Origin of the sequence: Streptomyces sp. TS71-3 (genome assembly GCF_018327685.1) — a bacterium.
Classification (GTDB): domain Bacteria; phylum Actinomycetota; class Actinomycetes; order Streptomycetales; family Streptomycetaceae; genus Streptomyces.
Genome location: NZ_BNEL01000001.1, coordinates 5186245 through 5208860, shown reverse-complemented (window position 1 = coordinate 5208860; position 22616 = coordinate 5186245). Strand labels below are relative to the sequence as shown.

20 protein-coding genes are annotated in these 22616 nt (G+C 73.0%); 5 read left to right on the top strand and 15 right to left on the bottom strand.

The features are described 5' to 3' along the window. Positions 1-99: 99 nt before the first annotated feature. The 3 genes from rplT to infC form a co-directional block, all read right to left on the bottom strand. A complete protein-coding gene (gene rplT / locus Sm713_RS21185; protein ID WP_212911138.1) occupies positions 100-483 on the bottom strand; it encodes a 50S ribosomal protein L20 in 384 nt (127 codons plus the stop codon). 104 nt (positions 484-587) lie between these two features. Further along, positions 588-782, bottom strand: a complete 195-nt coding sequence (rpmI, locus tag Sm713_RS21180) for a 50S ribosomal protein L35 (RefSeq protein ID WP_004944288.1) — start codon at positions 780-782, stop codon at positions 588-590. Positions 783-911: 129 nt separating this feature from the next. Next, positions 912-1553 carry a translation initiation factor IF-3 gene (gene infC, locus Sm713_RS21175; protein WP_212912167.1) on the bottom strand — a complete coding sequence of 214 codons (642 nt, stop codon included), beginning with the start codon at positions 1551-1553 and terminating at the stop codon, positions 912-914. 455 nt (positions 1554-2008) lie between these two features. On the opposite strand from infC, the gene Sm713_RS21170 reads away from it, so the two are divergent. Continuing rightward, entirely contained in the window at positions 2009-2419 is a 411-nt protein-coding gene (locus tag Sm713_RS21170) for a DUF1844 domain-containing protein (protein ID WP_249416418.1), read from the top strand. Positions 2420-2576: 157 nt separating this feature from the next. On the opposite strand, the gene Sm713_RS21165 is transcribed toward Sm713_RS21170, so the two are convergent. The 3 genes from Sm713_RS21165 to Sm713_RS21155 all read right to left on the bottom strand — a co-directional run bounded on the left by Sm713_RS21165 (position 2577) and on the right by Sm713_RS21155 (position 5598). Continuing rightward, positions 2577-3365 carry an SseB family protein gene (locus Sm713_RS21165; RefSeq protein ID WP_212911137.1) on the bottom strand — a complete coding sequence of 263 codons (789 nt, stop codon included), beginning with the start codon at positions 3363-3365 and terminating at the stop codon, positions 2577-2579. Between the two features lie 188 nt (positions 3366-3553). Further along, positions 3554-4729 (bottom strand): type VII secretion-associated serine protease mycosin, encoded by a 1176-nt coding sequence (gene mycP / locus Sm713_RS21160; protein WP_212911136.1) that lies wholly within the window; start codon positions 4727-4729, stop codon positions 3554-3556. Continuing rightward, a complete protein-coding gene (locus Sm713_RS21155; RefSeq protein ID WP_249416417.1) occupies positions 4726-5598 on the bottom strand; it encodes a hypothetical protein in 873 nt (290 codons plus the stop codon). Before Sm713_RS21155 ends, mycP begins: the two co-directional genes overlap by 4 nt. Before the next feature lie 1201 nt (positions 5599-6799). Here Sm713_RS21155 and Sm713_RS21150 point away from each other — a divergent pair. Next, positions 6800-8002 (top strand): amino acid deaminase/aldolase, encoded by a 1203-nt coding sequence (locus Sm713_RS21150; RefSeq protein ID WP_212911135.1) that lies wholly within the window; start codon positions 6800-6802, stop codon positions 8000-8002. A gap of 98 nt (positions 8003-8100) precedes the next feature. Here the strand turns inward: Sm713_RS21150 and Sm713_RS21145 are convergent, their stop codons facing one another. From Sm713_RS21145 to Sm713_RS21130, 4 genes are all read right to left on the bottom strand, one after another. Then, a complete protein-coding gene (locus Sm713_RS21145) occupies positions 8101-9048 on the bottom strand; it encodes a DUF2510 domain-containing protein (protein ID WP_212911134.1) in 948 nt (315 codons plus the stop codon). 113 nt (positions 9049-9161) lie between these two features. Continuing rightward, on the bottom strand, positions 9162-9971 hold the full coding sequence (locus Sm713_RS21140; protein ID WP_212911133.1) for a 3-oxoacyl-ACP reductase: 810 nt from the start codon (positions 9969-9971) through the stop codon (positions 9162-9164). A gap of 4 nt (positions 9972-9975) precedes the next feature. Then, positions 9976-11325, bottom strand: coding sequence for an aldehyde dehydrogenase (locus tag Sm713_RS21135; protein ID WP_249416648.1), 1350 nt, complete (start codon positions 11323-11325; stop codon positions 9976-9978). An 80-nt stretch (positions 11326-11405) separates the two neighbouring features. Further along, complete coding sequence (locus tag Sm713_RS21130; RefSeq protein ID WP_212911132.1) at positions 11406-12773, bottom strand: glutamine synthetase family protein; 1368 nt, start codon at positions 12771-12773, stop codon at positions 11406-11408. A gap of 74 nt (positions 12774-12847) precedes the next feature. Between Sm713_RS21130 and Sm713_RS21125 the strand changes: the two genes are divergently transcribed. Then, positions 12848-13636, top strand: a complete 789-nt coding sequence (locus Sm713_RS21125; protein ID WP_212911131.1) for a FadR/GntR family transcriptional regulator — start codon at positions 12848-12850, stop codon at positions 13634-13636. A gap of 145 nt (positions 13637-13781) precedes the next feature. After that, complete coding sequence (locus tag Sm713_RS21120) at positions 13782-14477, top strand: gamma-glutamyl-gamma-aminobutyrate hydrolase family protein (protein WP_212911130.1); 696 nt, start codon at positions 13782-13784, stop codon at positions 14475-14477. Here the strand turns inward: Sm713_RS21120 and Sm713_RS21115 are convergent. From Sm713_RS21115 to Sm713_RS21100, 4 genes are all read right to left on the bottom strand, one after another. Next, complete coding sequence (locus Sm713_RS21115) at positions 14434-15414, bottom strand: phosphotransferase family protein (RefSeq protein ID WP_212911129.1); 981 nt, start codon at positions 15412-15414, stop codon at positions 14434-14436. The genes Sm713_RS21120 and Sm713_RS21115 overlap by 44 nt on opposite strands. A gap of 383 nt (positions 15415-15797) precedes the next feature. Continuing rightward, on the bottom strand, positions 15798-16361 hold the full coding sequence (locus tag Sm713_RS21110) for a helix-turn-helix domain-containing protein (protein WP_212911128.1): 564 nt from the start codon (positions 16359-16361) through the stop codon (positions 15798-15800). Between the two features lie 424 nt (positions 16362-16785). Next, entirely contained in the window at positions 16786-19413 is a 2628-nt protein-coding gene (locus tag Sm713_RS21105; protein WP_212911127.1) for an ABC transporter permease/substrate binding protein, read from the bottom strand. Next, positions 19406-20560, bottom strand: a complete 1155-nt coding sequence (locus tag Sm713_RS21100) for a glycine betaine/L-proline ABC transporter ATP-binding protein (RefSeq protein WP_283249786.1) — start codon at positions 20558-20560, stop codon at positions 19406-19408. The genes Sm713_RS21105 and Sm713_RS21100 overlap by 8 nt, the downstream gene beginning before the upstream one ends. 544 nt (positions 20561-21104) lie before the next feature. Between Sm713_RS21100 and Sm713_RS21095 the strand changes: the two genes are divergently transcribed. Further along, positions 21105-21977 (top strand): recombinase family protein, encoded by an 873-nt coding sequence (locus Sm713_RS21095; protein WP_212911125.1) that lies wholly within the window; start codon positions 21105-21107, stop codon positions 21975-21977. 316 nt (positions 21978-22293) lie between these two features. Here the strand turns inward: Sm713_RS21095 and Sm713_RS41730 are convergent, their stop codons facing one another. Continuing rightward, a complete protein-coding gene (locus tag Sm713_RS41730; RefSeq protein WP_374196059.1) occupies positions 22294-22524 on the bottom strand; it encodes an HNH endonuclease signature motif containing protein in 231 nt (76 codons plus the stop codon). Positions 22525-22616: the final 92 nt, after the last annotated feature.

Below are 22616 nucleotides of genomic sequence, written 5' to 3'. Positions count from 1 at the left end.
CCGCCCAGGGGCGACCCATCGGACGGGAGCCCCACACAACCGGACCCGCAGGCCACCGGCCCACGGGTCCGAAGCATCGGCTGAAGCCAGCCGCTGGCGTCACGCCGCCTTGGGGGCGTTCACGTCCGCCGGAAGCGCCTTCTGAGCGGCCTCGACGAGCGCGGAGAAGGCCGCGGAGTCGTTGACGGCGAGCTCGGCGAGGATCTTGCGGTCCACCTCGATGTTGGCGGCCTTCAGACCCTGGATGAAGCGGTTGTACGTCATGCCGTTGGCACGAGCGGCGGCGTTGATCCGCTGGATCCACAGCTGCCGGAAGTCGCCCTTGCGCTTCTTGCGGTCGTTGTAGTTGTAGACGAGGGAGTGGGTGACCTGCTCCTTCGCCTTGCGGTAGAGGCGCGAACGCTGGCCGCGGTAGCCGCTGGCCTGCTCGAGGATCGCCCGGCGCTTCTTGTGGGCGTTGACTGCCCGCTTGACGCGTGCCACTTGTTAACTCCTTGTAGCGGGGCCGGCTGCTGTCCTTCACTCACCGGCCCGGTGTCGATTGGGTCCCGGTCCTGACGTCGCGTGGCCCCCTCGGGGGCCACGGGTCACTTGCCGAGAAGCTTCTTGATCTTCTTGGCGTCGCCCGGGGCCATCTCGGCGTTGCCGGTGAGACGGCGGGTCAGCCGGGAGGACTTGTGCTCAAGCAGGTGGCGCTTGCCGGCGCGCTCGCGCAGCACCTTGCCGGAGCCGGTGACCTTGAAGCGCTTGCTGGCACCGCTGTGCGTCTTGTTCTTCGGCATGGCGCCGTACTCTCCTCGTCTGTGGCGCTTCGCTGCCCGGTCGGGTGGGCCGGGCACACGAAAGCGTCAGGTGTATCGGTGGGTGTTGCTCCCCTGGCTCCCGCGGAACGCAGGCGCGGTGTCCGGGGGTCAGGCGTCGGCGGTCTGCTCCTGCTCGGCCTGCTCGGAGGCCACCGGGGCGCGGCCCTGGCGCTCGGCCTCCTGGCGCTCGGCCTTGCGGGCCGCCTGAGCTTCCCTGGCCTCGGCCATCGCCTCGGTCTTCTTCTTGTGCGGACCGAGGACCATGATCATGTTTCGGCCGTCCTGCTTCGGGTTCGACTCGACGAAACCGAGGTCCTGGACGTCCTCCGCGAGACGCTGCAGCAGCCGGTAGCCGAGTTCCGGCCGGGACTGCTCGCGACCACGGAACATGATCGTGATCTTGACCTTGTCGCCCTGCTTGAGGAACCGGACGACGTGACCCTTCTTGGTGTCGTAGTCGTGCGGGTCGATCTTCGGCCGGAGCTTCATCTCCTTGATGACCGTGTGCGCCTGGTTCTTGCGCGCCTCACGGGCCTTCATGGCCGACTCGTACTTGAACTTCCCGTAGTCCATGAGCTTGCAGACGGGCGGACGGGCGTTCGCCGCGACCTCGACCAGGTCAAGGTCGTACTCCTGCGCAAGCTCCAGGGCCTTGGCAAGCGGAACAATCCCGACCTGCTCGCCACTGGGACCGACAAGTCGCACCTCGGGAACGCGAATCCGGTCGTTGATGCGGGGCTCGGCGCTGATGGATCCTCCTCGGTAGCACCACGCGGCTCATCTGGAGGGAACCGCGCTACGTATTGGTCTATATGACCTAACCGCGCCGGACCACGAAAAATGCCCCGGACGATCGCATGCGGAGCTCCTGTCACTACCGGAGCACCGCCGCTGACCGCGGGGCGCATCGGGCGGGCGTCGGGGACGCTACCGCCTGACCGGTGACCTGCCGCCCAACGGACAGCCAGGTGGGAGTTCGGAGCCTCCACTTGCGGGCCGGGCACCTGGATCTACGAAGGTGTCCAGCCGGTCGTCACACAAGGTTAGCAGGTTCCGCCCCGCGCGGCTAACCGCGTGACCGCGGGAGCCTTGCCGGGGCGGATCCGGCGGATCCGGCGACACCGACGAGGGCAGGGCGGCCGGTCCGGCGGCACCCCGGTGACGGTGGGCGAGCAAGCCGGCACCGGGGCCTAGGGTGAGGGGCCATGAGCGACCCCATCCTCCCCGCGCAGGGCGCGGACCTCCCGGCCGGCGACGGCGCCTCCGCTTCGGACTCCCAGGCCCCCGACTTCGACGCGCTCACCCGCGACCTCGCGGACGTCCCCGCGGTGGAGGTGATCACCACCGTGGGCGTCCACCTGATGAGCGCCGCCGCGGTCAAGCTGGGCCTCGCCGAGGGCGGCGAGCACCACAAGGACCTGGACGAGGCACGGAAGCTGATCCAGGCGCTCGCGGGCCTGGTCGAGGCGAGCGGCACCGAGATCAGCCCGTTCCACGCCGCCCCGCTCCGCGACGGCCTCAGGTCGCTCCAGCTCGCCTTCCGCGAGGCGTCGCCGGTGCCGGACGAGCCGGGCCTGGGTCCCGGCGAGGGGTACACGGGCACGGTCTTCGGCTGATCGTCCCGCCTCCGGCTTCGACCCATCGCCCTCTGGCCGTTCGACCGGGCACGCGAACCGCCAAGCGGTGGAGTCCGGCCCGTGCACGTGCGCGCCCGCTCGTACGAGCAGGTACGCGTGCGCGCCCGTACGAACAGGTACGCGCGCGTGCCCGCTCCTACGCCTGACTCCGCGCGCCTGCCCGCGCGTACAGAGGCGTGCCGGGCGGCCTGCTGCCGGGTGGCAGGACCGCCAGGTCGAGGCCGTGCACCAGGCGGGCCCTGAGAGTTTCGTCGTCGGCGAGCCGCCGCGCGAGGGCTCCGAGCGCCTCCTGTGCCGCGGGCCCGCTCGCCGGGTCCAGCACCACGGCGAGGGTGCCGTCGGCGCTGCCGGGGCCCAGGTGGGCACTGGCCACGGCCGGCACGGCGGCGACGGCGGCGCGCACCGCCTCGCGCACCGCGGGGTCGCCGAGCGGGTCGGCGGCGGGGCGCCCCTCCGCGAGGGCCCGCAGGGCCGCCCCTGTGAGCTCGAACGGGACGGGCCCGGCCAGGTCGAGCACGAGGGTGTCGGCGTGCTCGTGGGCGGCGGCCTGGAGCGCCTGGTGGAGCCGTACGGCGACGGGGCGGGCTGCCGGGTCCCAGCGGGCGAGCGCCGCGGTGGAGGTGAACGCGGGCAGCGCCGTTCGGCCGCCCGCCCTCAGGGTGGGCACGGCCATGTCGCTGGTCTTCTCGCGGGGCAGCCCCGCTCCGGCGCCGGACGCCTGCGTCTCGCCGGGCTCCTCGGCCTCCCCAAGTTCCCCCAGCACGGCGACGACGGGCACGAGCAGCCGGGCGGTCCTGAGCGCGTCGAGCACCGGCTTCTCGTCGGCCGGGGTCTTCGCCCACGCGGCCAGCGCGGCGGCGAGCCCGGGATCGGGCGAGCCGTCGTCGCCGGAGAAACCGGTGTCGGGGATGTTCATCTTCGGCACGCCCCGACCCTATCCGGGGCCACGGCGGCGTCCCGGGGCCGGGCCGGTGCCCGTGGAGCCAGGAGCCGGGCCGTGCCCCTGTCACCCCTGGCCGGGTCCGTACGGGTGCCCCCTCATGCCCTCGTGCCGCGCCTCACTCACCGCCCGGCGGCCGCACCGCAGGCCCCGCCGCGCGCACGCCGGCGGTGTCAGGCGCGCCCGCGGCGCCGCCACAGCAGCACGGCCGCGACCAGCAGCAGCACGCCGAGGCCGCCCGCCACCGGGGCCGCCCAGCCGAGGGCGCCCGCGCCGCCGGAGGCGTCCGGTCCCGGGCCGAAGTACTTCTTGCCGTAGGCCGCCGACCGCAGGCCCTCCGGCTTGACCTTGCCGCCCTCGCGGATCGCGGCGGCGGGGTCGACGAGACCGTAGCCGCGGGACTCGTCCCGGCCGCCGTCCGGCGGCTGGTCCGCGGTGTCCTCCAGCAGCTTCTTGATCTGGTCGGGGGCGAGCCCGGGGTGGGCGGCGCGCACCAGGGCGACGGCGCCGGACACGTACGCGGACGCGGCGCTCGTGCCCCAGCCCTTGTAGTAGTGGTGGTCGGGGTCGGCGAGGACGACGTCCACGCCGGGCGCGCTGACCGTCGCGTACCACCGCCGGGTGGAGAACCCGGCCCGGATGTCGTAGCGGTCGACGGCGGTGGCGGCGATCACGCCCGGGTAGGCCGCCGGGTACGAGATGTGGTCGCCCTTCTCGCCGCCGTTGCCCGCGGAGGCGACGACGACGGCGCCCTTCTTCAGGGCGTACTGCACGGCGGAGTCCTCCGCGGCCTCCGGGTGGGCGGAGGCGGAGTCGTCGCCGAGGGAGAGGTTGATGACGTCGGCGCCGTGGTCCGCCGCCCAGCGGATGCCGTCCGCGAGGGCGCCGCCGCGGGTGTTGCGGGCCTTCTTGCGGGCCGGGTCGCCGTCTTCGAGGATCACCCGGACCGGCAGGATCCTCGCCTCGGGGGCGATGCCCAGCACGCCCTCGGCGCGGTCGGGGCCGTGTCCGTGGCCCGCGATGATGCCGGCCATGGCGGTGCCGTGCCGGGCCCAGCTCCGGTCGCCGCGCCCCGCGCCGAAGCCGATCATGTCCTTGCCGGTCAGGACGTTGCCGGCGAGGTCGGGGTGCTCGGCGTCGACACCGGTGTCCAGTACGGCGACGGTGATGCCCTTGCCCTTGGTGGTCGCCCAGGCCTGGTCCGCGTGCAGCGCGTCGAGGCCCCACTGCTGGGCGCGTATGTCGTCGGCGTGCACCGCGGTGGCGGGCAGCAGCGCGAGCGAGGCGGCGAGCAGGACGGTGGCCGGGCCGCGGAGCCGTCGGGCGGCGTGCGCGGGCCGGCGGGTCATCGCTGCTCCGTGTCGGTGCTGACGGACTTGCGCAGGCCGCGCTCGACGCGGTCGGCGAGGCCCTTCGCGTCGAACCCGAGGCCCGCCTGTGCGGGCGCGGTGGTGGCCGAGGGCCGCATGGCGTCGGCGGCGGGCTGGGGATCCTGCACCGTGCGCCCGTCGGCGAAGCCGGAGACGGCCCAGACGACCACGGGGGCCTCGGTGAGCACCGACACCGTCCAGGAGGCGCGCTGGCCGTCGCCGAAGCCGGCCGCGGGGGTGCCCTTCGCGGGGTAGGCGCGCGGCATCAGGTCGCCCCGCCGGTCGAGCCCCTCGCCGGTGAACCGCTGGCGCAGCGCGCGCATCGCCACGGGGTCGGCCTTGGTGAAGAGCAGGCCGACGGTGGTGACGCTGCTGTGGGTGGCGTCGGTGTAGGTGGCGCGCAGCAGGCGCAGGCAGCCGACGGGTGCGAGGGCCTTGTACAGCAGCGGGTCGAAGGCGCCCGCACAGCCGGAGTCGGGGGCGACGGCGACCCTGGTCCAGGTGCGGTCGGCGCCGCCCGGACCGGCGCCGTCGCCCTGCACGACCGGCGGGAAGAGCGCGTCGACGGGGGTGTTGTGCCACAGCTCCGCGGCGGCGGCGAACGACTGCGCGGGGCCCGGTGCCGCGGAGCTGTCGCCGGTGAGCCAGCTGCCGGTGACGGCGCCGCCGATGAGGCCGAGGCCAAGGACCACGCAGGCCGCGGCGCTCGCGGCGCGCGGCGGCATGCGCAGTTTCAGCGCACGGCGCTCGCGTATCGGGCGCAGGCGGGTGGTGCTGTCGTCGAAGGCCTCCGGCCGTGCGAAGGAGACGAACGGCCGGCCCGCACCGGGCCCGGGGGTCAGGTCCACGGCTCCCACGGCGCGCCGGGGAGCGGCGGCGTCGCGCGCCGGGTCGGCGGCGGTGTTCCGTTCCGGACCGGCGGCGTGGGCCGCTGCCTGCCCCGGCCGGGGAGCGGCGGCGGGCGGTGCGGCGGGTCGGGGCGGTAGGCCGGGCGGGACGGCGACGGGCGTGGTGCCCGTGCCGCTCGCGGCGCGGGTGCCGGAGCCCGCCTGCCTGTCGCCGGCCTGCGCTCGGCCAGGGGCGGGCGGGGCCGCGGCTCTTCCTACCGCCGGCGGCGCGGCGGGCCGGGGCGGGAGTGCGGCACCGGGGCGCGCGGAGGCGTCCTGCCGTGCCGGGGCGCCTGGACGTTCCTGAGGGCCCTTCTGAGACGGCGTCAGGGGCAGTTCCCCGGAGGGCCGCCAGGGCGGCGCGGTGGGCGCAGGAGGTGCTTCCGGCGGGAGCGGCAGCGAGGCCGGCCGCGGGGCGGGCGTCGCCGGTGCGTCCGGGGAGCGGCCGTCGGCGGGTTTCCCGGCGTTGCGGCCGGCCGCGGCCGCCTGGGGGCTCCCACCGGCGGACGGCGTGGCCGCACCACGACCGCCGTGACCCGCGGATGACGCGTCCGCGTCCCGGGCAGCGGCCGGCGCCTGGGGGCCGTTGCCTGCGAACGATGTGGCTCCGCGAGCGGCCGGCGCCGCGTGCGCGTCGCGCGCGCCGCCCGGGGCGGCGGGCTCCGTGGCCGAAGCCGCCGGTGCCCGTGCGGGTGCCGGGACCGGCGCGGGCGGGGTGTCGGGAAGCCGTGCGGAGGCAGCGGGCGGCGGGGCCGGCGCGGGAACCGCGGAGGGCGCCGCGGACGGCGGCTGCTCGGGGGGTACCGCGGGTCTGGGCGGAACGGACGAGCGCTGCGTCTCCGTACTCATGCGCCCCCCGCTTCCTCGTACCGGCACCCCTGACCGGTGACCGCCGCTGGTGCGTGCACCCGGTGACGCGGCCCGGAACACGTACGCTCCTCCCGCGTGCGCGTCACTCTACGGGCTGGCACGGGTGCGAGGAGAACCGGTCCGCAAGCCAGAGTTGATCTGTCCGTATCGTCCCGCGGCCTCCCCGGATCCGGCCCATCCCCTCCGTATTCTCTCCCAGTTCCTTTCCTTCTCTCCCCGTTGCCCTGGCCGTCACACACGTTCCGCCGCACGTGCTCTACCCCTGGCAGGAGCCGTCTGGCACCCTGCGGTCATGAGCGCCCCCTCTGCGGACCGCGTCCGTTACGACCGTGCCACCGCGCGTCTGGACGCGCCGCTCGCGATGGTGGACCTGGAAGCCTTCGACGCCAACGCCGCGGACCTCGTGCGGCGGGCGGGCGGCAAGCCGATCAGGGTGGCCAGCAAGTCCGTCCGGTGCCGTGCGCTGCTGGAGCGGGTGCTGGAGAGGGACGGCTTCTCCGGAGTCATGGCGTTCACGCTGGCGGAGTCCCTCTGGCTGGCCGGATCCGGCTTCGACGACGTGCTGCTCGCCTACCCCTCCATGGACCGGGCGGCGTACGCCGAACTGGCCGGGGACCCCAAGCTGGCCTCGGCCGTCACGGTGATGATCGACGATCCCGAGCAGCTGCGGCTGATCGACGAGGCGCGCGCGGGTGGGCGCGAGACCATCCGGGTCTGTCTGGAACTCGACACCTCCCTGCACCTGTTCGGCGGCCGGGTCAGGGTGGGCACCCACCGCTCGCCGCTGCACTCGCCCGCGGACCTCGCGGACGTGGCCCGTGCGGTGCTGCGCCGGCCCGGGTTCCGGCTGGTGGGCGTGATGGGGTACGAGGGCCACATCGCAGGCGTGGGCGACGCGGTGCGGGGCCGGCCCATGCGGTCGCGTGCGGTGCGGATGATGCAGGCAGCGGCCCGTGGGGAGCTGGCGGCACGGCGCGCCCAGGCGGTGCACGCGGTGCGTGCCGTCGCGCCGGACCTGGAGTTCGTGAACGGCGGAGGCACCGGCAGCGTGCAGCACACCGCCGGCGAGGACGCGGTCACGGAGATCGCCGCCGGCTCCGGGCTCTACGTGCCGCGGCTGTTCGACGACTACACGTCGTTCCGCGGCCGTCCCGCCGCGCTCTTCGCGCTGCCGGTGGTGCGCAGGCCGGGGGTCGGGGTGGTGACGGTGCTGGGCGGCGGCTACCCCGCCTCGGGCCCGGCCGGACGGGACCGGCTCCCGGTGCCGTACCTCCCCCAGGGGCTGAGGTACGCGCCGCAGGAGGGGCCCGGCGAGGTGCAGACCCCGCTGCTCGGCTCCCCCGCGGACGACCTGCTGATCGGGGACAAGGTGTGGTTCCGGCACGCCAAGGCCGGTGAGCTGTGCGAGCGGTTCAACGCGCTGCATCTGGTCGAGGGCGATCAGGTGACGGCGACGGTGCCCACCTACCGCGGCGAGGGGCACGCGTTCCTCTGACGCCCGCCGGTGACGCCGCCCCTCCCGCGTCGCGGGGCCCGGCCCCGGGCCGCGTTCCGGGGGACGGGTCTCCCGGCCGCCCTCCGCCGCAGGCGCCGTTACCGCGAGGGCCCCACGCTGCTGCCGACCCCTCCGCCGGTCGCGGCGCCGCCGACGGGCCTGATGCCCTTGGTGATCCGGTCCATGTCGGCGAGCGGCGGCCCGTCCGGGCCGGCGTCGAAGGCGAAGCGCACGGACACCAGCGACTGGGGCCCGGTGCTGGCGGGGAACACCAGCGACTCGACGTATCCCCCGGGCCCCGAGGCGGTCCGCACCCGCCAGCGCACCATGTACCCGGGGCGCCCCGCGACCGTGACGGAGCCTTCCTTGATCTGCTGGTGCGACGTGAGGCCGTCGTAGGGGCGCGAGCCCGTCCCGTCGCGGTCGTAGAAGTGGTCGGCGGCGTCGCCGACGTCCTTCCTGGCCACCGCCTTCGGTGATGTCTCGTCGGTGCTGGTGACCGTGCTGGAGCCGACCCGGCCGTGGCGGCACAGGTTGCCGTCCCCGGGGCAGTCGTAGGTGCCGGGGGTGGTGAGCAGGATGGTGTCGTCCACGACGTACTCGGCCTTGGCCCAGCCGTCGAGCACCGGCAGCGTGATCCCGTCGAGCTCGTCCACGGCCACGGAGGCGTCCGCGCCGGAGGGCGAGGAGGGCGGGGAGTCGGTGGGCGTCGGGGTGGGCCCGGCGCCCGCCGGGGGCGATGCGGTGGAGCCGTTTCCCGGATCCGCCGGCGTGGCGCCGTCCCCGCCGCCGAGCACGACGGCGCCGACGACCACCGCCGCGACCACGACCAGCGCGGAGACCGTGAGCGCGATGGCCTTGCCGCGTCCCTGGCCGCGGCCGGGCGCCGGTGCGGGCGGCCCGAACCCCATCGGGACCGTCGGCGCCTGGGGCGGCATGAGAGCCGCCGGCCTGCGGTGGTCGGTCCAGGCCGCCCCGTCCCACCAGCGCTCCGTGGCCGGCTCCGACGGGTCGGGATACCAGCCGGGCTGCGGCGTCATGCTCATGCCCGGAACTGTAGAACACGCGTCAGGACACGGGGTCCGGACCGCCGGTCACCGCGGCCCACCTGCCGTTCCCTCCCCCCGCCCTGACGGCTCGTCCGTTCCCCGCGGGGCTGCTACAGCGGGGTGACGTACGCGCCGGCGATGCCGCCGTCCACGACGAAGTCCGTGGCGTTGACGAAGGAGGAGTCGTCGCTGGCGAGGAAGGCGACGGCGGCGGCGATCTCGGTGGCCTCCGCGAACCGCCCCACCGGGATGTGCACCAGGCGCCGCGCGGCCCGCTCCGGGTCCTTGGCGAACAGCTCCTGGAGCAGCGGGGTGTTGACGGGGCCCGGGCAGAGCGCGTTCACCCGGATGCCCTCCCGTGCGAACTGCACTCCCAGCTCGCGCGACATCGCGAGCACGCCTCCCTTGGAGGCGGTGTAGGAGATCTGCGACGTCGCGGCGCCCATGAGGGCCACGAAGGAGGCGGTGTTGATGATGGAGCCGCGCCGCTGGCGGCGCATGTAGGGCAGGGCGGCCTTGCAGCAGAGGTAGACGGAGGTGAGGTTGACCTCCTGCACCCTCCGCCATGCCGCGAGGCCCGTCTGAAGGATGGAGTCGTCCTCGGGCGGCGAGATGCCCGCGTTGTTGAAGGCGACGTCGACGGACCCGTAGGTGTCGTTGGCGACCTTGAAGAGCGTGTCGACCTGTCCCGCGTCGGTGACGTCCACCTGCACGAAGGTGCCGCCGATCTCCTCCGCGGCGGCCCTGCCGGCCCGCTCGTCGATGTCGCCGCAGACCACGTGCGCGCCTTCGGAGGCCAGCCGGCGCGCGGTGGCCAGGCCGATGCCGCTGCCGGCGCCGGTGATCACGGCGGTGCGGCCCCCCAGCCGGCGGCAGACGGGCGGGGCGGCCCCGTCGTCGACAGTGGTGTTCTCGGGCATGGCTTCAGGCCTCCGTGGCGATGAAGACGTTCTTGGTCTCGGTGAAGGCGGCGAGCGCGTCGGGGCCGAGCTCGCGCCCGAGGCCCGACTGGCGGAAGCCGCCGAACGGGGTCCAGTAGCGGACGCTGGCGTGGGAGTTGACGGAGAGGTTGCCGGCCGCGACCGCCGACGACATCCGCAGCGCACGGCCCACGTCGCGGGTCCAGATGGAGCCGGAGAGGCCATAGGAGGTGGCGTTCGCGAGCCGTACGGCGTCGGCCTCGTCGTCGAAGGGCACGATCACCGCGACCGGGCCGAAGACCTCCTCGCAGGCGACCGGCGAGGCGGGGTCCACTCCGGTCAGGACGGTCGGCGGGAACCAGTAGCCGGGTCCTGCGGGCGCGCTGCCGCGGATCGCGGCGGCGCCGTCCGGCACGTAGCCGCGTACCCGGTCGAGCTGGGAGGCCGAGATCAACGGGCCCATGTCCGTGCCCTCGTCCGCGGGATCCCCGACGGTGACGCCGGCCACGGCCGGTGCGAGCAGTTCCAGGAAGCGGTCGTGGACGGAGCGCTGGACGAGGATGCGGGTGCGGGCGCAGCAGTCCTGTCCCGCGTTGTCCAGGAAGGCCATCGGGGCACTGGCGGCGGCCTGTTCGAGGTCGGCGTCGGCGAAGACGATGTTGGGGTTCTTGCCGCCGAGCTCCAGGGTGAGCCGCTTCACCTGCTGGGCGCAGCGGGCCATGATCTCCTTGCCGACCCGCGTGGAGCCGGTGAAGACGATCTTCGCGACGCCGGGGTGCTCGACCAGCGCGGTGCCCGTGGTCGGGCCGGTGCCCGCAAGGACCTGGAAGAGGTTCTCGGGCAGGCCGGCCGCGAGGGCGAGTTCGGCGAGCCGCAGGGCGGTCAGCGGGGTGGTCTCGGCGGGCTTGAGCAGGACGGCGTTGCCGGCGGCGAGCGCGGGCGCGGTGCCCCAGGCGGCGATGGGCATCGGGAAGTTCCAGGGCGCTATGACGCCGACCACGCCGAGGGGCTCCAGGAGGGTGACGTCCATCCCGCCGGGCACCGGGATCTGCCGGCCGGTCAGCCGTTCCACTCCCCCGGCCGCGTAGTCGAGCAGGTCGCGGACGTTTCCCGCCTCCCAGCGGGCATTGCCGACGACGTGGCCCGCCTCCGTGACCTCCAGCTGCGCCAGTTCCTCGCGGTGGTCGTCGACGGCGGAGGCGAAGCGGCGCAGCAGCCGGGCGCGGTCGCCGGGTGCCAGGGCCGCCCAGGTCCGCTGGGCGGCGGCGGCCCTGCGGACCGCGACGTCCACGTCCCCGGCGGTGGCGGCGGGGACGGTGGCGACGACCTCCTCGGTGGCGGGATTGCGCACCAGGAGCTCGGTGGGGTCGGTGCCGGCCCGCGGTACCGCGGCGGGTCCTGCGGTGTCGTTCGCTGTCTCGGGCACTTCGGTCCTCACATGCGTTCGAAGGAGCGGCGCAGCTCCCAGTCGGTGACGGCGGCGTCGAAGGCGTCCAGCTCGACACGGGCCATGGTGCGGTAGTGCTCGACCACCTCGTCGCCGAAGGCGGCGCGGGCCAGGGCGCTGTCGGCCCAGAGCCCGGCGGCCTCGCGCAGCGTGGCGGGCACCTGCGGGTAGCCCGCGGAGTAGGCGTTGCCGGGGCAGACCGGGGGCAGTTCGAGCCGCTCCTCGATGCCGTGCAGGCCGGCGGCGATCATGCCGGCGACGGCGAGGTGGGGGTTGACGTCCCCGCCGGGCAGCCGGTTCTCGAAGCGCAGCGAGCGGCCGTGGCCGACGACCCGCAGCGCGCAGGTGCGGTTGTCCAGGCCCCAGGCGACCGCGGTGGGCGCGAAGGAACCGGGCTGGAACCGCTTGTAGGAGTTGATGCCCGGGGCGTAGAGCAGCGCGAAGTCGCGGAGCGCGGCGAGCTGTCCGGCCAGGAAGTGCCGCATCAGCGGCGACATGCCCGCCTCGCCGTCACCGGGCATCACGCTGGTGGCGCCGTCGGCGTCGGTGAGCGAGAGGTGGATGTGGCAGGAGTTGCCCTCGCGCTCGTTGTACTTGGCCATGAAGGTGAGCGCCATGCCCTGCTGGGCGGCGATCTCCTTGGCGCCGGTCTTGTAGATCGCGTGCTGGTCGCAGGTGGTCAGGGCGTCCGTGTAGCGGAAGACGATCTCGTGCTGGCCGGGGTTGCACTCGCCCTTCGCGGACTCGACGGTGAATCCGGCGCCGGCCATGTCGTTGCGGATGCGCCGCAGCAGGGGCTCGATGCGGCCGGTGCCGAGCACGGAGTAGTCGACGTTGTACTGGTTGGCCGGGGTGAGGTCGCGGTAGCGGGCGTTCCAGGCCTGCTCGTAGGTGTCCCTGAAGACGATGAACTCCAGCTCCGTGCCGACCTGGGCGGTGAGGCCGTGCGCGGCGAGCCGGTCGATCTGGCGGCGCAGTATCTGCCGCGGGGAGGCCGCGACCGGGGTGCCGTCCTCCCAGGAGAGGTCGGCGAGCAGCAGGGCCGTGCCCTCGTTCCAGGGCACCCGGCGCAGGGTGGCCGTGTCGGGGTGCAGCGCGAAGTCGCCGTAGCCCTGCTCCCAGGAGGACATCGCGTACCCGTCGACGGTGTTCATGTCGGTGTCGACGGCGAGCAGGTAGTTGCAGGCCTCCGTGCCGTGCCGGAGGACCTCGTCGAGGAAGAAGCGGGCGGCGAAGCGCTTGCCCTGGAGGCGCCCCTGCATGTCCGGGAAGGCCAGCACGACGGTGTCGAGCTCACCGCCCGCGACCAGGGCCGTCAACTCCTCGACGGTGAGCGGGGGTGTGCGGTCTGCCACGGGGAGGTCTCCTTCTGTCAGCCGCCCCATAAGGTATTGCCGTAGACCATTGGTTGTGAAGGGGGCACGGGCGCATGTCGGGGAGCGGGGGCGGTGCGCGCACGGACGAGCCGGGGCCGGACGGCGGCCCGGACGCCTCGGCCGGTGCGCCGGCCGACGGTTCGCCGGCGGCGCTGCTGCGTCCGGTGCACACGGGCAACGGCTTCGAGGAGGCGCTGGAGCAGATCCTGCAGATCGTCCGGCTGGGCCTGGTGCCCGGCGGCGGCCGGCTGCCGTCCGAGCGCGAGCTGGCGGGACTGCTCGGCATCAGCCGGGTCACGCTGCGCGAGGTGCTCAAGGTGCTCCAGGAGCAGGGCCTCGTCGAGTCGCGGCGCGGCCGGTACGGCGGGACGTTCGTGGTGCCCAGGGCCGGCACGCCCGGCGAGGCGGAGCTGCGGCGCCGGGTCGGCGCGGTCGACGTGGAGGACGTGCTGCGGTTCCGCGTCGTGCTGGAGACCGGCGCCGCGGAGCTGTGCGCCGCGCACGGCCTGGCCGGGCGGGACGCGGCCAGGCTGCGCGGCGCGCTGGCGCGCACCCATGACGCGCCGCTGACCGAGTACCGGCGCCAGGACACCCTGCTGCACCTCACCCTCGCCGAGCTGTGCGGCTCCCCGACGCTGGCCGGCCAGTACGCGGCCGTCCGGGCGGCCCTGAACGACCTGCTGGACTGCATCCCGCTGCTGGTGCGCAACCTGGAGCACTCGCAAGCGCAGCACACGGCCCTGGTGCGTGCCGTGCTGGACGGCGACGCGGTGTCCGCGGGAGCCGTGATGCGGGAGCACTGCGCGGGGACGGCCGCGCTGCTGCGGGGCTTCCTCGCGTGACGCGGCCGCGGTCCCGCGCCCGGTCCTGACGGGCCGGCCGAGGCCACCGGTGCGGCCGCCGGCGGCCGGGGGCCGGTGTGGTTCGCCTGGTCCCCAAAGGTATGCAAGCATTCCTTTGGGGTCGGATCGGCTGGAGGAGGACCAGGTGGGCAGACCGCTGATCGGCGTCAGTACGTATCTGGAGTCCGAGGTGCGCTGGGGCGTGTGGACGCTGCCCGCGGCGCTGCTGCCGGACGGCTACCGCCGGCTGGTGCAGGCCGCGGGCGGCATAGCCGTCATGCTCCCGCCGGACTCCCCCGACCACGCGGCCGCGGCCATCGAGCGGCTCGACGGTCTCGTCATCTCGGGCGGCCCGGACGTCGACCCCGACCGGTACGGCGCGGAGCGCGACCCGCGGACCGGCCCGCCCGCGCACGAGCGGGACACGTGGGAGCTGGCCCTGATCGACGCCGCCCTGGCGGCCGGCACCCCGATGCTGGCGATCTGCCGGGGCATGCAGGCCCTGAACGTCGCCCTCGGCGGCACCCTCGTGCAGCACCTGGACGGCCACGGGGACGACCGTCCGGGCGTCTTCGGCACGCACTCCGTGGTCCCGGTGCCGGGCACCCGGTACGCATCGCTGGTGCCGGAGGAGTCCGGCGTGGCCGTCCACCATCACCAGGCCCTGGACCGGCTGGGCAGCGGCCTGGTGGTCTCCGCCCGCGCGGCAGACGGGACCGTGGAGGCCGTGGAGCTGCCCGGAGCGCCCTGGGTGCTGGGCGTGCAGTGGCATCCGGAGATGGCCGACGACCCCCGGGTCATGCAGGACCTCGTACGGGCCGCTTCGCCAGTCGTGTCCTGAGCCAGCCGAGCGCGACGACCCCCTGCGCGTACTGGAACGCGCGCACCGGGGGCAGCCCCGGCGGCGAGGGCCGGCGGGCATGCGCGACGAGGTGGCCCGCCAGGGCCGCGAGCACCGCCGTCACCCCGGCCGGATCGGCCCTGCGGCCGAGCGGATGGGACGTGAAGACCTCCTCCGGCGGCGGCCCGCCCTGTGCCCGCACCCCGGGCAGCAGCGTCAGGAGGTCGAACCAGGGCGCGGCGAGCGAGGCGTGCGGCCAGTCGACGAAGGTCACGCCGCCGTCCGCGGTGAGCAGGATGTTGTCGGCGCGCAGGTCGCCGTGGGTGAGGGTGTCGCCGGCCGCGTGCTCGGCCCAGGGCGCGCTCAGGTCGGCGAGGTACGGCAGGTGGCGCACGGCCCAGGGGTCGAGGCCCCGGGTGTCCCCGCTCGCCAGGAGCTCCTGCCAGCCGGAGAACGCGTCCGCCTGACGCACCGCCACGGAGGGTGCGTCGACCGGCGAGGGGGTGAGCGTGCCGGCCAGGTCCTGCACGGCTGCCAGCACGCGGCCCAGCTCGTCGGCCCGCCAGGGGATGTGGGGCTGGTGGCCGGGGATGTCCTCGAAGACCAGGGCGACCCAGGTGCCGTCGTCGTAGCTGCCGAGCAGCTGGGGCGCGGCCACCCGGGAGGGCAGGGCAGCCGTGTGCCGGGCCTCCGTGCGGTGCATGCCGGGGGTGGCGGCTCCCGCCTCGCAGCTCACCGCCTTCACGAAGGCCCGCCGCCCGTCCACCGTGCCGACCCGGGCGGCCACGCCGGGCGAGAACCCGCCGCGCTGGGTGGTCGCGGTCTCCACCTGGCCGCCCAGGATCTCCGCGACGGCATCGCGGACACGCCCCGGAAGACGCTCCCAGGGGGTGCGGACACCGGGCGCGGGCGGGACATCGGTGGCAAAGGCAGGCATGCCAGCATCCTCCGTGCTCCCGGTGCCGCCCGCCACTCGGGCATCCCCCGTCCGGGCCCTTCCAAACGGCCGATCCAGCCGCCTCTGACCTGCACGCACGACACAGGGTGACCGTTCACGGCGGTGCCGGCGGGGTGCCGGCGAGCGGCGGCGGGCGGCGGCGGATTCCCGCGGTGCGTTCCTCCGTGGGGAGCAGTGGCGGGTCCGTGCGGCGGCACGGGCCGAAGGGGGCAGTGCCGGGTCCGTACGGCGACGGGACGAAGCGAATGGACGGCGGCGGGTCCGTACGGCGGGCCGGAGGGGCGGTGGCCGGGTCCACACCCGGCACGGTCCGAGTCAGGAGTGCTCCGGAGCCGGAAAGGGCGCCCCGGTCCGGAGGGCCGTCAGCGGCGGTCCTCCACCGCGTCGATGTGGTCGGCGAGGGCCACCACGACGATCCGGGTGTCCGGTTCCGTCGCGCGCCAGCGGTGCCGGACGCCGCCGGTCATGTACAGGGCATCGCCACGGCCCAGGCGGTAGGCGCTGCCCTCCGCCTCCACCTCAGCGGCACCGTCGGCGACGTAGAGCAGCTCGTCGTTGCGGTGCTGGAACTCGCGGCCCGCGTCGTGGTCGCCGGTGAACTCCATCGCCTGGAGGTGGTGGTGGCCGCGCACCAGCTGGCGCACCAGACCGCCCACCGGGGGCAGGCCCTGGCCGTCGTCGGCGCGTACCACGTCCACGCTGCGCGCCGGGTCGGCGGCGGCCAGCAGCTCGACGGCGGTCGTGCACAGGGCGTCGGCGACCTTCTCCAGGGAGCGCATGCTGGGGCGCGCACGCTCGTTCTCCACCTGGCTCAGGAAGGGCACGGAGAGGCCGCTGCGCTCGGCGACGACGGCGAGGGTGAGCTCCAGGGCCCTGCGCCGCCGGCGGACGGCCGCGCCCACCCGAGGTGTCTCTTTGTCGTCCATCGCTCCGGCTCCCTCCCGTGCGTCGTGTCCGCCGTGCGTCGTCTCAAGTCTCCATGGTCCCGCGCATTCGGCCGTTCGTTCCGGTGCAGACCGTCATGGATTGCGGTACGGCACCGCACGGTGCCGCCCTGTGAAGTTTCCTGCACCTTACGCACGTTCGGTAAACGGTCGCATCCGCTTGTGCTGTGCTCCTGCTTACAGCCCGTCGCGCGCACCCCTCCGCGCGCTCCACCGCGGTCCCTCACCGCGGTGCGCGTTCACCGGGGAGCGCGCGCACCGCCGGGTGCCGCGCCGCCGGGTGGCGGGTTCTCGCACTCGGGTTCCCAGGGTGCCGCGGGACAGACGGATCGGCGGCGATACAGGCGAAGGGGTGGGCTCCGCGGTGCGCGGAACCCACCCCTGTGCGGTGGACGGTCTCGGCCGGCTAGCCGGCTACCGGTGCGAGCTTGTCCTCCATGCCCGGGTGGGTGTCGAGCCAGTGCCGGGCGGACTGCTTCTCGTTGCCCGCGCCGCCCTTCTGGATCTCCACCTCGAGCGAGGCGAGCTCGCTCTCGCTGAGCTTGAACTTCTTCAGCCAGCCGTTGAACTCCGGGAGCTTCTTGTCGAAGCCCTTGTGGGCGACGATGTGGATCCGCTCGCCCTTGCCCCAGGCACCCTGCGGGTCCTTGAGCTTCTTCAGGTCGTACTTGCCGTACGCCCAGTGCGGCGTCCACAGCACCACCACGACCGGCTGCTTCTGCTTGATCGACCGGTCGAGCTGCGCCAGCATCGACGAGGTGCTCGACGACACCACCTTGTACTCGCCGTCCAGGCCGTAGGCCTTGAGCACCTTGCTGTTCAGGATGGACATCTCACCGGCGCTGGCCTCGATGCCGATGATCTTCCCGCCGAACATGCCGCCCTTGCCCTTCAGGTCGGACAGCGAGTCGACGCCCTTCACGTACGACGGGACCGTCAGCTCCAGCGACGTCGGCCCGTACCAGGAGCCCACGTCGTCGAGGTTGTTCTTGTATCTCTCCCAGTACTGCTTGTGCGTGGTCGGCAGCCACGAGTCCAGCTGGACGTCCATGTCGCCTCTGGACAGCGCCGTGTAGAGCGGGCCCGGGTCGAGCTGCTTCACGTTCGTCTTGTAGCCGCGGTCCTCGAGGATGTTCTCCCAGAGGTAGGTGGAGGCGATCGCCTCGTCCCACGGGAAGTAGCCCAGGTTGACGGTCTTGCCGGCGTCCTTGCCCTGCCGGCCGCCCTGGCCGCCGGGCACCGGGGCCAGCTTGTCCACCACGGTGGGGTTCTTCTTCAGCCAGGCCTTCACGCCGTCCTGCTCGTGGCCCTCGCCGGCGTTCTGGATCTCGTTCTCCAGGCTCGTGAGCTGCTGCTCGCTGAGCTTGAAGTGCTTCAGCCAGTTCGCGACGGTGGGGTCCTTCTGCGCGAAGCCCTTGTGCGCGACGGTGTGGATCTGCTCGCCCTTGCCCCAGGCGCCCTTCGGGTCCTTGAGCTTCTTCAGGTCGTACTTCTTGTACGCCCAGTGCGGCGACCAGAGGCTGACGACGACGGGGGCCTTCTTCTTGATCGACCGGTCCAGCTCGGCGAGCATCGAGGAGGTGCTCGACGTCACCACCTTGTACTCGCCCGACAGGCCGTAGGCGCCCATGACCTTGTTCTTCAGGGTGGTCATCTCACCAGCGCTGGCCTCGATGCCGGTGATCTTCCCGCCGAACGTGCCGCCCTTGCCCTTGAGGTCGGACAGCGAGTCGATGCCCTTCATGTACGACGGGACCGTCAGCTCCAGCGACGTCGGGCCGTACCAGCCGCCCAGGTCGTCGAGCTGGCTCTTGTACTTGTCCCAGTAGGCCTTGTGCGTGTTGGGCAGCCACGAGTCCGTCTGGAAGTCGACGTCACCGCGTGCCACACCCGAGTAGAGCGGGCCGGCGTCGAGCTGCTTGAGGTTGACGGTGTAGCCGCGCTGCTCCAGCAGGTCCTTCCAGAGGAACGTGGTGGCGATGCCCTCGTCCCACGGGATGTAGCCGATGTTGACGGTCTTGCCGGCGCCGACGTCGGCCCCGGCCCCGGCCTGCGCACCGCTCCCGCCGGAGTCCGTCAGGTTGAGGCCGCCCGCGACCAGCGCGAGGACCACGACGCCGATCAGGGCGACCGCGGTGCCCGGCCGGTAGCGGGCGAACTGGAACCGGCGCACGGCGGCGGCCGCCTTGGCCGCGGCACGGCGGCCGAGCGGGGACACCCGCTGGTTCAGGGCGCCCGTCATCCGGTCCAGGTAGATGGCGAGGATGACGACCGCCACGCCGCTCTCGGCGGCCAGGCCGACCTGGAGCTGGGTGATCGCGGCGTACACCTTCTCGCCGAGCCCGCCCGCACCGGCCATGCCGCCGATCACGACCATGGACAGCGCCAGCATGATGACCTGGTTGATACCGGCCATGATCGTCGGCAGGGCGAGCGGGAGCTGCACCCCGGTGAGGGTCTCGCGGGGGCTGGTGCCGAAGGCGTCGGCGGCCTCCACCAGCTCCTCGTCGACCTGCCGGATGCCCAGCTCGGTCATCCGCACGCCGGGCGGCATCGCGAACACGATGGTGGCGATGATGCCGGGGGTGGTGCCGACGCCGAAGAACATCACGCCGGGGATCAGGTACACGAACGCCGGCATGGTCTGCATGACGTCGAGCACCGGCCGTACCGCGGCGCTCACCCGGCTGTTGCGCGCCGCCCAGATGCCGAGCGGCACCGCCAGCACGATGGTGATCACGGCGGCGACGACGACCAGAGAAAGCGTCGACATCGCGTCGTCCCACAGGGCGAGCGAGTCGATCAGCGCGAAGCCGACGAAGGTGAAGACGGCCGGAACCAGGCCGCGCAGCCACCAGGCGATGACGGCCAGGATGCCGGCCATCAGCAGCGGCTCACCGCCCCCGAGGACGGCGTCCACGCCGTGGTACATCCCGTCGAGGACGGTCTTGATCAGGTCGAAGAGCCAGTTCAGGTGCGTCTGGAGCCAGTCGACGACGTCTTCGACCCAGTTGCCGAAGTTGAGCCTAGGCACCCGCGGTCACCCGGCCCTCGGTGTCGCCGCCGCTGCGGTCGGACGGGGCCGGCACCTTGCCGGAGCCGTTCTCGTCGGGCGGGGCCATCGGCTCGCCGAGCACGGCGAGCAGCCTGGCGCGCGGCACGACTCCGGTAAGCCGGCCGTCCCCGTCCGTGACGGCGACGGCCGTGGCGCTCGTGGAGCAGGGCGTGAACAGCTCGATGATCGGCGTGTCCTCGCTGACCGTGGCCGGAGCGGCGGCGAGCACGTCCTCGGGCGTGCGCAGCCGGGTGCCGTCCGGGGCGGTGCCGTAGGCACTGTCGGGGTCGGCCATGATCGCCCCCGCTGTCAGCACCCGGGAGCGGTCGACGTCCTGGGTGAACGCGGCCACGTAGTCGTTGGCCGGGGTCACCAGGATGTCCTCCGCGGTGCCGATCTGGACGATCCCGCCGTCGCGCATGACGGCGATCCGGTCGCCGAGGCGCATGGCCTCGTTGAGATCGTGCGTGATGAAGACGATGGTCTTCTTCAGCCGCTTCTGGAGCTCCAGGAGCTGGTCCTGCATGTCGCGCCTGATCAGCGGGTCGAGCGCGCTGAACGACTCGTCCATCAGCAGCAGCTCGGCATCCGTGGCCAGCGCCCTGGCGAGCCCGACGCGCTGCTGCATGCCGCCGGACAGCTCGTCGGGCCAGGACTTCTCCCAGCCCGCGAGGCCCGCGAGGTCCAGCGCCTCCAGTGCGCGCTTCTCGCGCTCGGCGCGCGGCACGCCCTGCACCTGGAGGCCGTACGCGGCGTTCTCCAGGACGCTGCGGTGCGGGAAGAGGGCGAAGTGCTGGAAGACCATGCTGATCTTCTTCGACCGCACCTCGCGCAGCTCGCCCGCGCCCAGCGCGGTCAGGTCCTGCCCGTCGAAGCGGACATGCCCGGACGTCGGCTCCAGCAGGCCGTTGAGCATGCGGAGCAGGGTGGACTTGCCGGACCCGGACAGCCCCATCACGACGAAGATCTCGCCGGGCTCGACGCTGAAGGAGGCGTCGATCACCGCGGCCGTCGCGCCGTCGGCGCGCAGCGCCTCCCGGTCAGCCCCGGCGCGGAGGCTGTCCACCGCTTTCCCTGGATGTCTGCCGAACACTTTGTACAGGTGCTCGGCTTGCAGCATGGACACATACACCTCTCGGCTCGAACCGGGACGACGGCCCGTATCCCCCGCCGGCGGGCCGTGGAGCGGCATGATCCGTCCGCGTGACCGGCCGGTTCCGTCGAACTGACACGACCGGGGTCCGCTCCGGGTGCGCGCCTGCCCTCACTTAGGTGGAGCAAACACACAAGTGCTTCAGTTCACAGGCCATTCACTTCTGTGGGGCTTGACTCCGCTCGTGCGGGGCGTGATGCGGTGGTCGGGCGTCCGGTGGTGATGAGCCGGTGAACCAGTGGGCCGAGGGGCCGGGCGGTCCGGTGGCCCCCGTGGTCCGGTGGCCGCTGTGGTCCGGTGGCCGCTGTGGTCCTGCGGCCACGTGGTCCGGTGGCTGCGTGGTCCGGTGGCTGCGTGGTCCGGTGGCCGCGTGGTCAGCGGGGCGCGCTGTCGGTGGGGATGCACTGCCGGTGGGGTGCGCTGTCAGTGGCGTGCGGCATGATGCGGTGCGTGACTGAGGACACCCGCCGGCTGATGCTGCTCGACACCTCCTCGCCGCGCCTTACCATCACCCGCAATGACAACTGAGCATGCGCCGAGACGGGTCATCGGGTACGCCCGGATCTCCAAGGCAACGGACGAGAGCACGTCCATCGAACGCCAGCGAGAGGTCATACAGGCCACGTGCCACGCACGAGGATGGGCCCTCGCCGACATCATCGAGGACGTCGACGTATCCGCCACCAAGACCCGCCTCGACCGTCCTGGCCTTGCCCGGGTACAGGATGCCGTCGCCGCCGGTCGCGTCGACACGGTCATGGTCTGGCGCATCGACCGCGTCGCCCGGTCCGTGTCCGACCTCGCGTCGCTCACTGAGGAGTGGGCGAAGACCGATGTGTCCCTGGTTTCGGCTACGGAACCGTTCGACATGACGACGTCAGCCGGTCGCATGCTGCTCCAGTTGCTCGGCGTGTTTGCCGAGTTCGAAGCGGCCACCATCCGGGACCGTGTGACAGCTGCCCGCGCCGCACTGGTGAAGGCCCAGCGATGGCCAGGAGGCTCGGCACCGTACGGATACCGCATCGTTGACAACTCCGACGGCGCCGGAAAGGCCCTTGAGGTCGACCCGGTCGAAGCCGCGTACGTCCGCAAGGCCGCCGACCTGGTCCTGAGCGGCAAATCCGTCTACTACGCGACCAACGTGCTCAACGAAGCCAGCTCGGTCCCGCGCAAGGCCAAGGCGTGGTCGATGACGTCGCTGCGTATTGTCCTCACGCAGGCGGCGACGCTCGGCCACATGACGCACAAGGGGAAGGTCGTCACCAACGCCGACGGCCAGCCGGTCCAGGTATGGGAGCCGTCCGCGCTTCAGCACATCGTGGTCAAGCCAGGCGTTCGCGGGCGGCGGGGTATCGATCCCGATCGCGTTGATATCCACTGGCACAACTGACGGCCAGCTGACGACCGAGGGGCGGCGTTCCGGGGTGATGGTCCCGGGGCGTCGCCCTCGTCGTCTACGCGCCCGGCTGGCCCGGCTCCGGCGCGGCCGTACCTTCCCCGTCATCGGCTGGTGCGGAGTTCATGTGCTTGGCCACCTCATCAAAGAGCACTGTCGCTCGCGGTGCATACACCTCGACCTGTTTCCAGGACCACGGTTCCTCGTATGCACCGCCGGTCATGAGGAGTGCGAGCTGGCGCGCATAGATGAAACCGGGGTCAGGGATCAGCTGGACTCGCTGGGGGGTGGCGCCCAGGCGCTCCTCAACTTACGATTCATGGCTGCGTTTGGTATCCCTCAGCTTGTCGACGGTCCATTCATTGACTTGGTCGTCGATCATCTTGTGATGGATTCGGCAGAGCAGAATCAGGTTTTCATGGTGATCGACATCGCCGGGATAATTCGCGTCTCCGCGTGGCCCCTGGGGCGACTGGGCAACTATGTGGGCTTCCTCGGCTACGACGGACGGGTCATCCTGTCCGGACTTGCTCGGTATCACCAATTCCGAGCGGCAAATGGCGCAGCGCCCGCCGCTTCTACACCACAAGATTCGCCTGCTGGGGAGAGAAATGGCCACCACGGCAGGCGTAA

Bases quoted from the DNA above. Each gene is read 5' to 3' on its own strand.
- rpmI (WP_004944288.1), bottom strand. From the start codon at position 782: ATGCCGAAGAACAAGACGCACAGCGGTGCCAGCAAGCGCTTCAAGGTC.
- Sm713_RS21170 (WP_249416418.1), top strand. From the start codon at position 2,009: ATGAGCGACCCCATCCTCCCCGCGCAGGGCGCGGACCTCCCGGCCGGC.
- mycP (WP_212911136.1), bottom strand. From the start codon at position 4,729: ATGACCCGCCGGCCCGCGCACGCCGCCCGACGGCTCCGCGGCCCGGCC.
- Sm713_RS21150 (WP_212911135.1), top strand. From the start codon at position 6,800: ATGAGCGCCCCCTCTGCGGACCGCGTCCGTTACGACCGTGCCACCGCG.
- Sm713_RS21145 (WP_212911134.1), bottom strand. From the start codon at position 9,048: ATGAGCATGACGCCGCAGCCCGGCTGGTATCCCGACCCGTCGGAGCCG.
- Sm713_RS21140 (WP_212911133.1), bottom strand. From the start codon at position 9,971: ATGCCCGAGAACACCACTGTCGACGACGGGGCCGCCCCGCCCGTCTGC.
- Sm713_RS21125 (WP_212911131.1), top strand. From the start codon at position 12,848: ATGTCGGGGAGCGGGGGCGGTGCGCGCACGGACGAGCCGGGGCCGGAC.
- Sm713_RS21115 (WP_212911129.1), bottom strand. From the start codon at position 15,414: ATGCCTGCCTTTGCCACCGATGTCCCGCCCGCGCCCGGTGTCCGCACC.
- Sm713_RS21110 (WP_212911128.1), bottom strand. From the start codon at position 16,361: ATGGACGACAAAGAGACACCTCGGGTGGGCGCGGCCGTCCGCCGGCGG.
- Sm713_RS21095 (WP_212911125.1), top strand. From the start codon at position 21,105: ATGACAACTGAGCATGCGCCGAGACGGGTCATCGGGTACGCCCGGATC.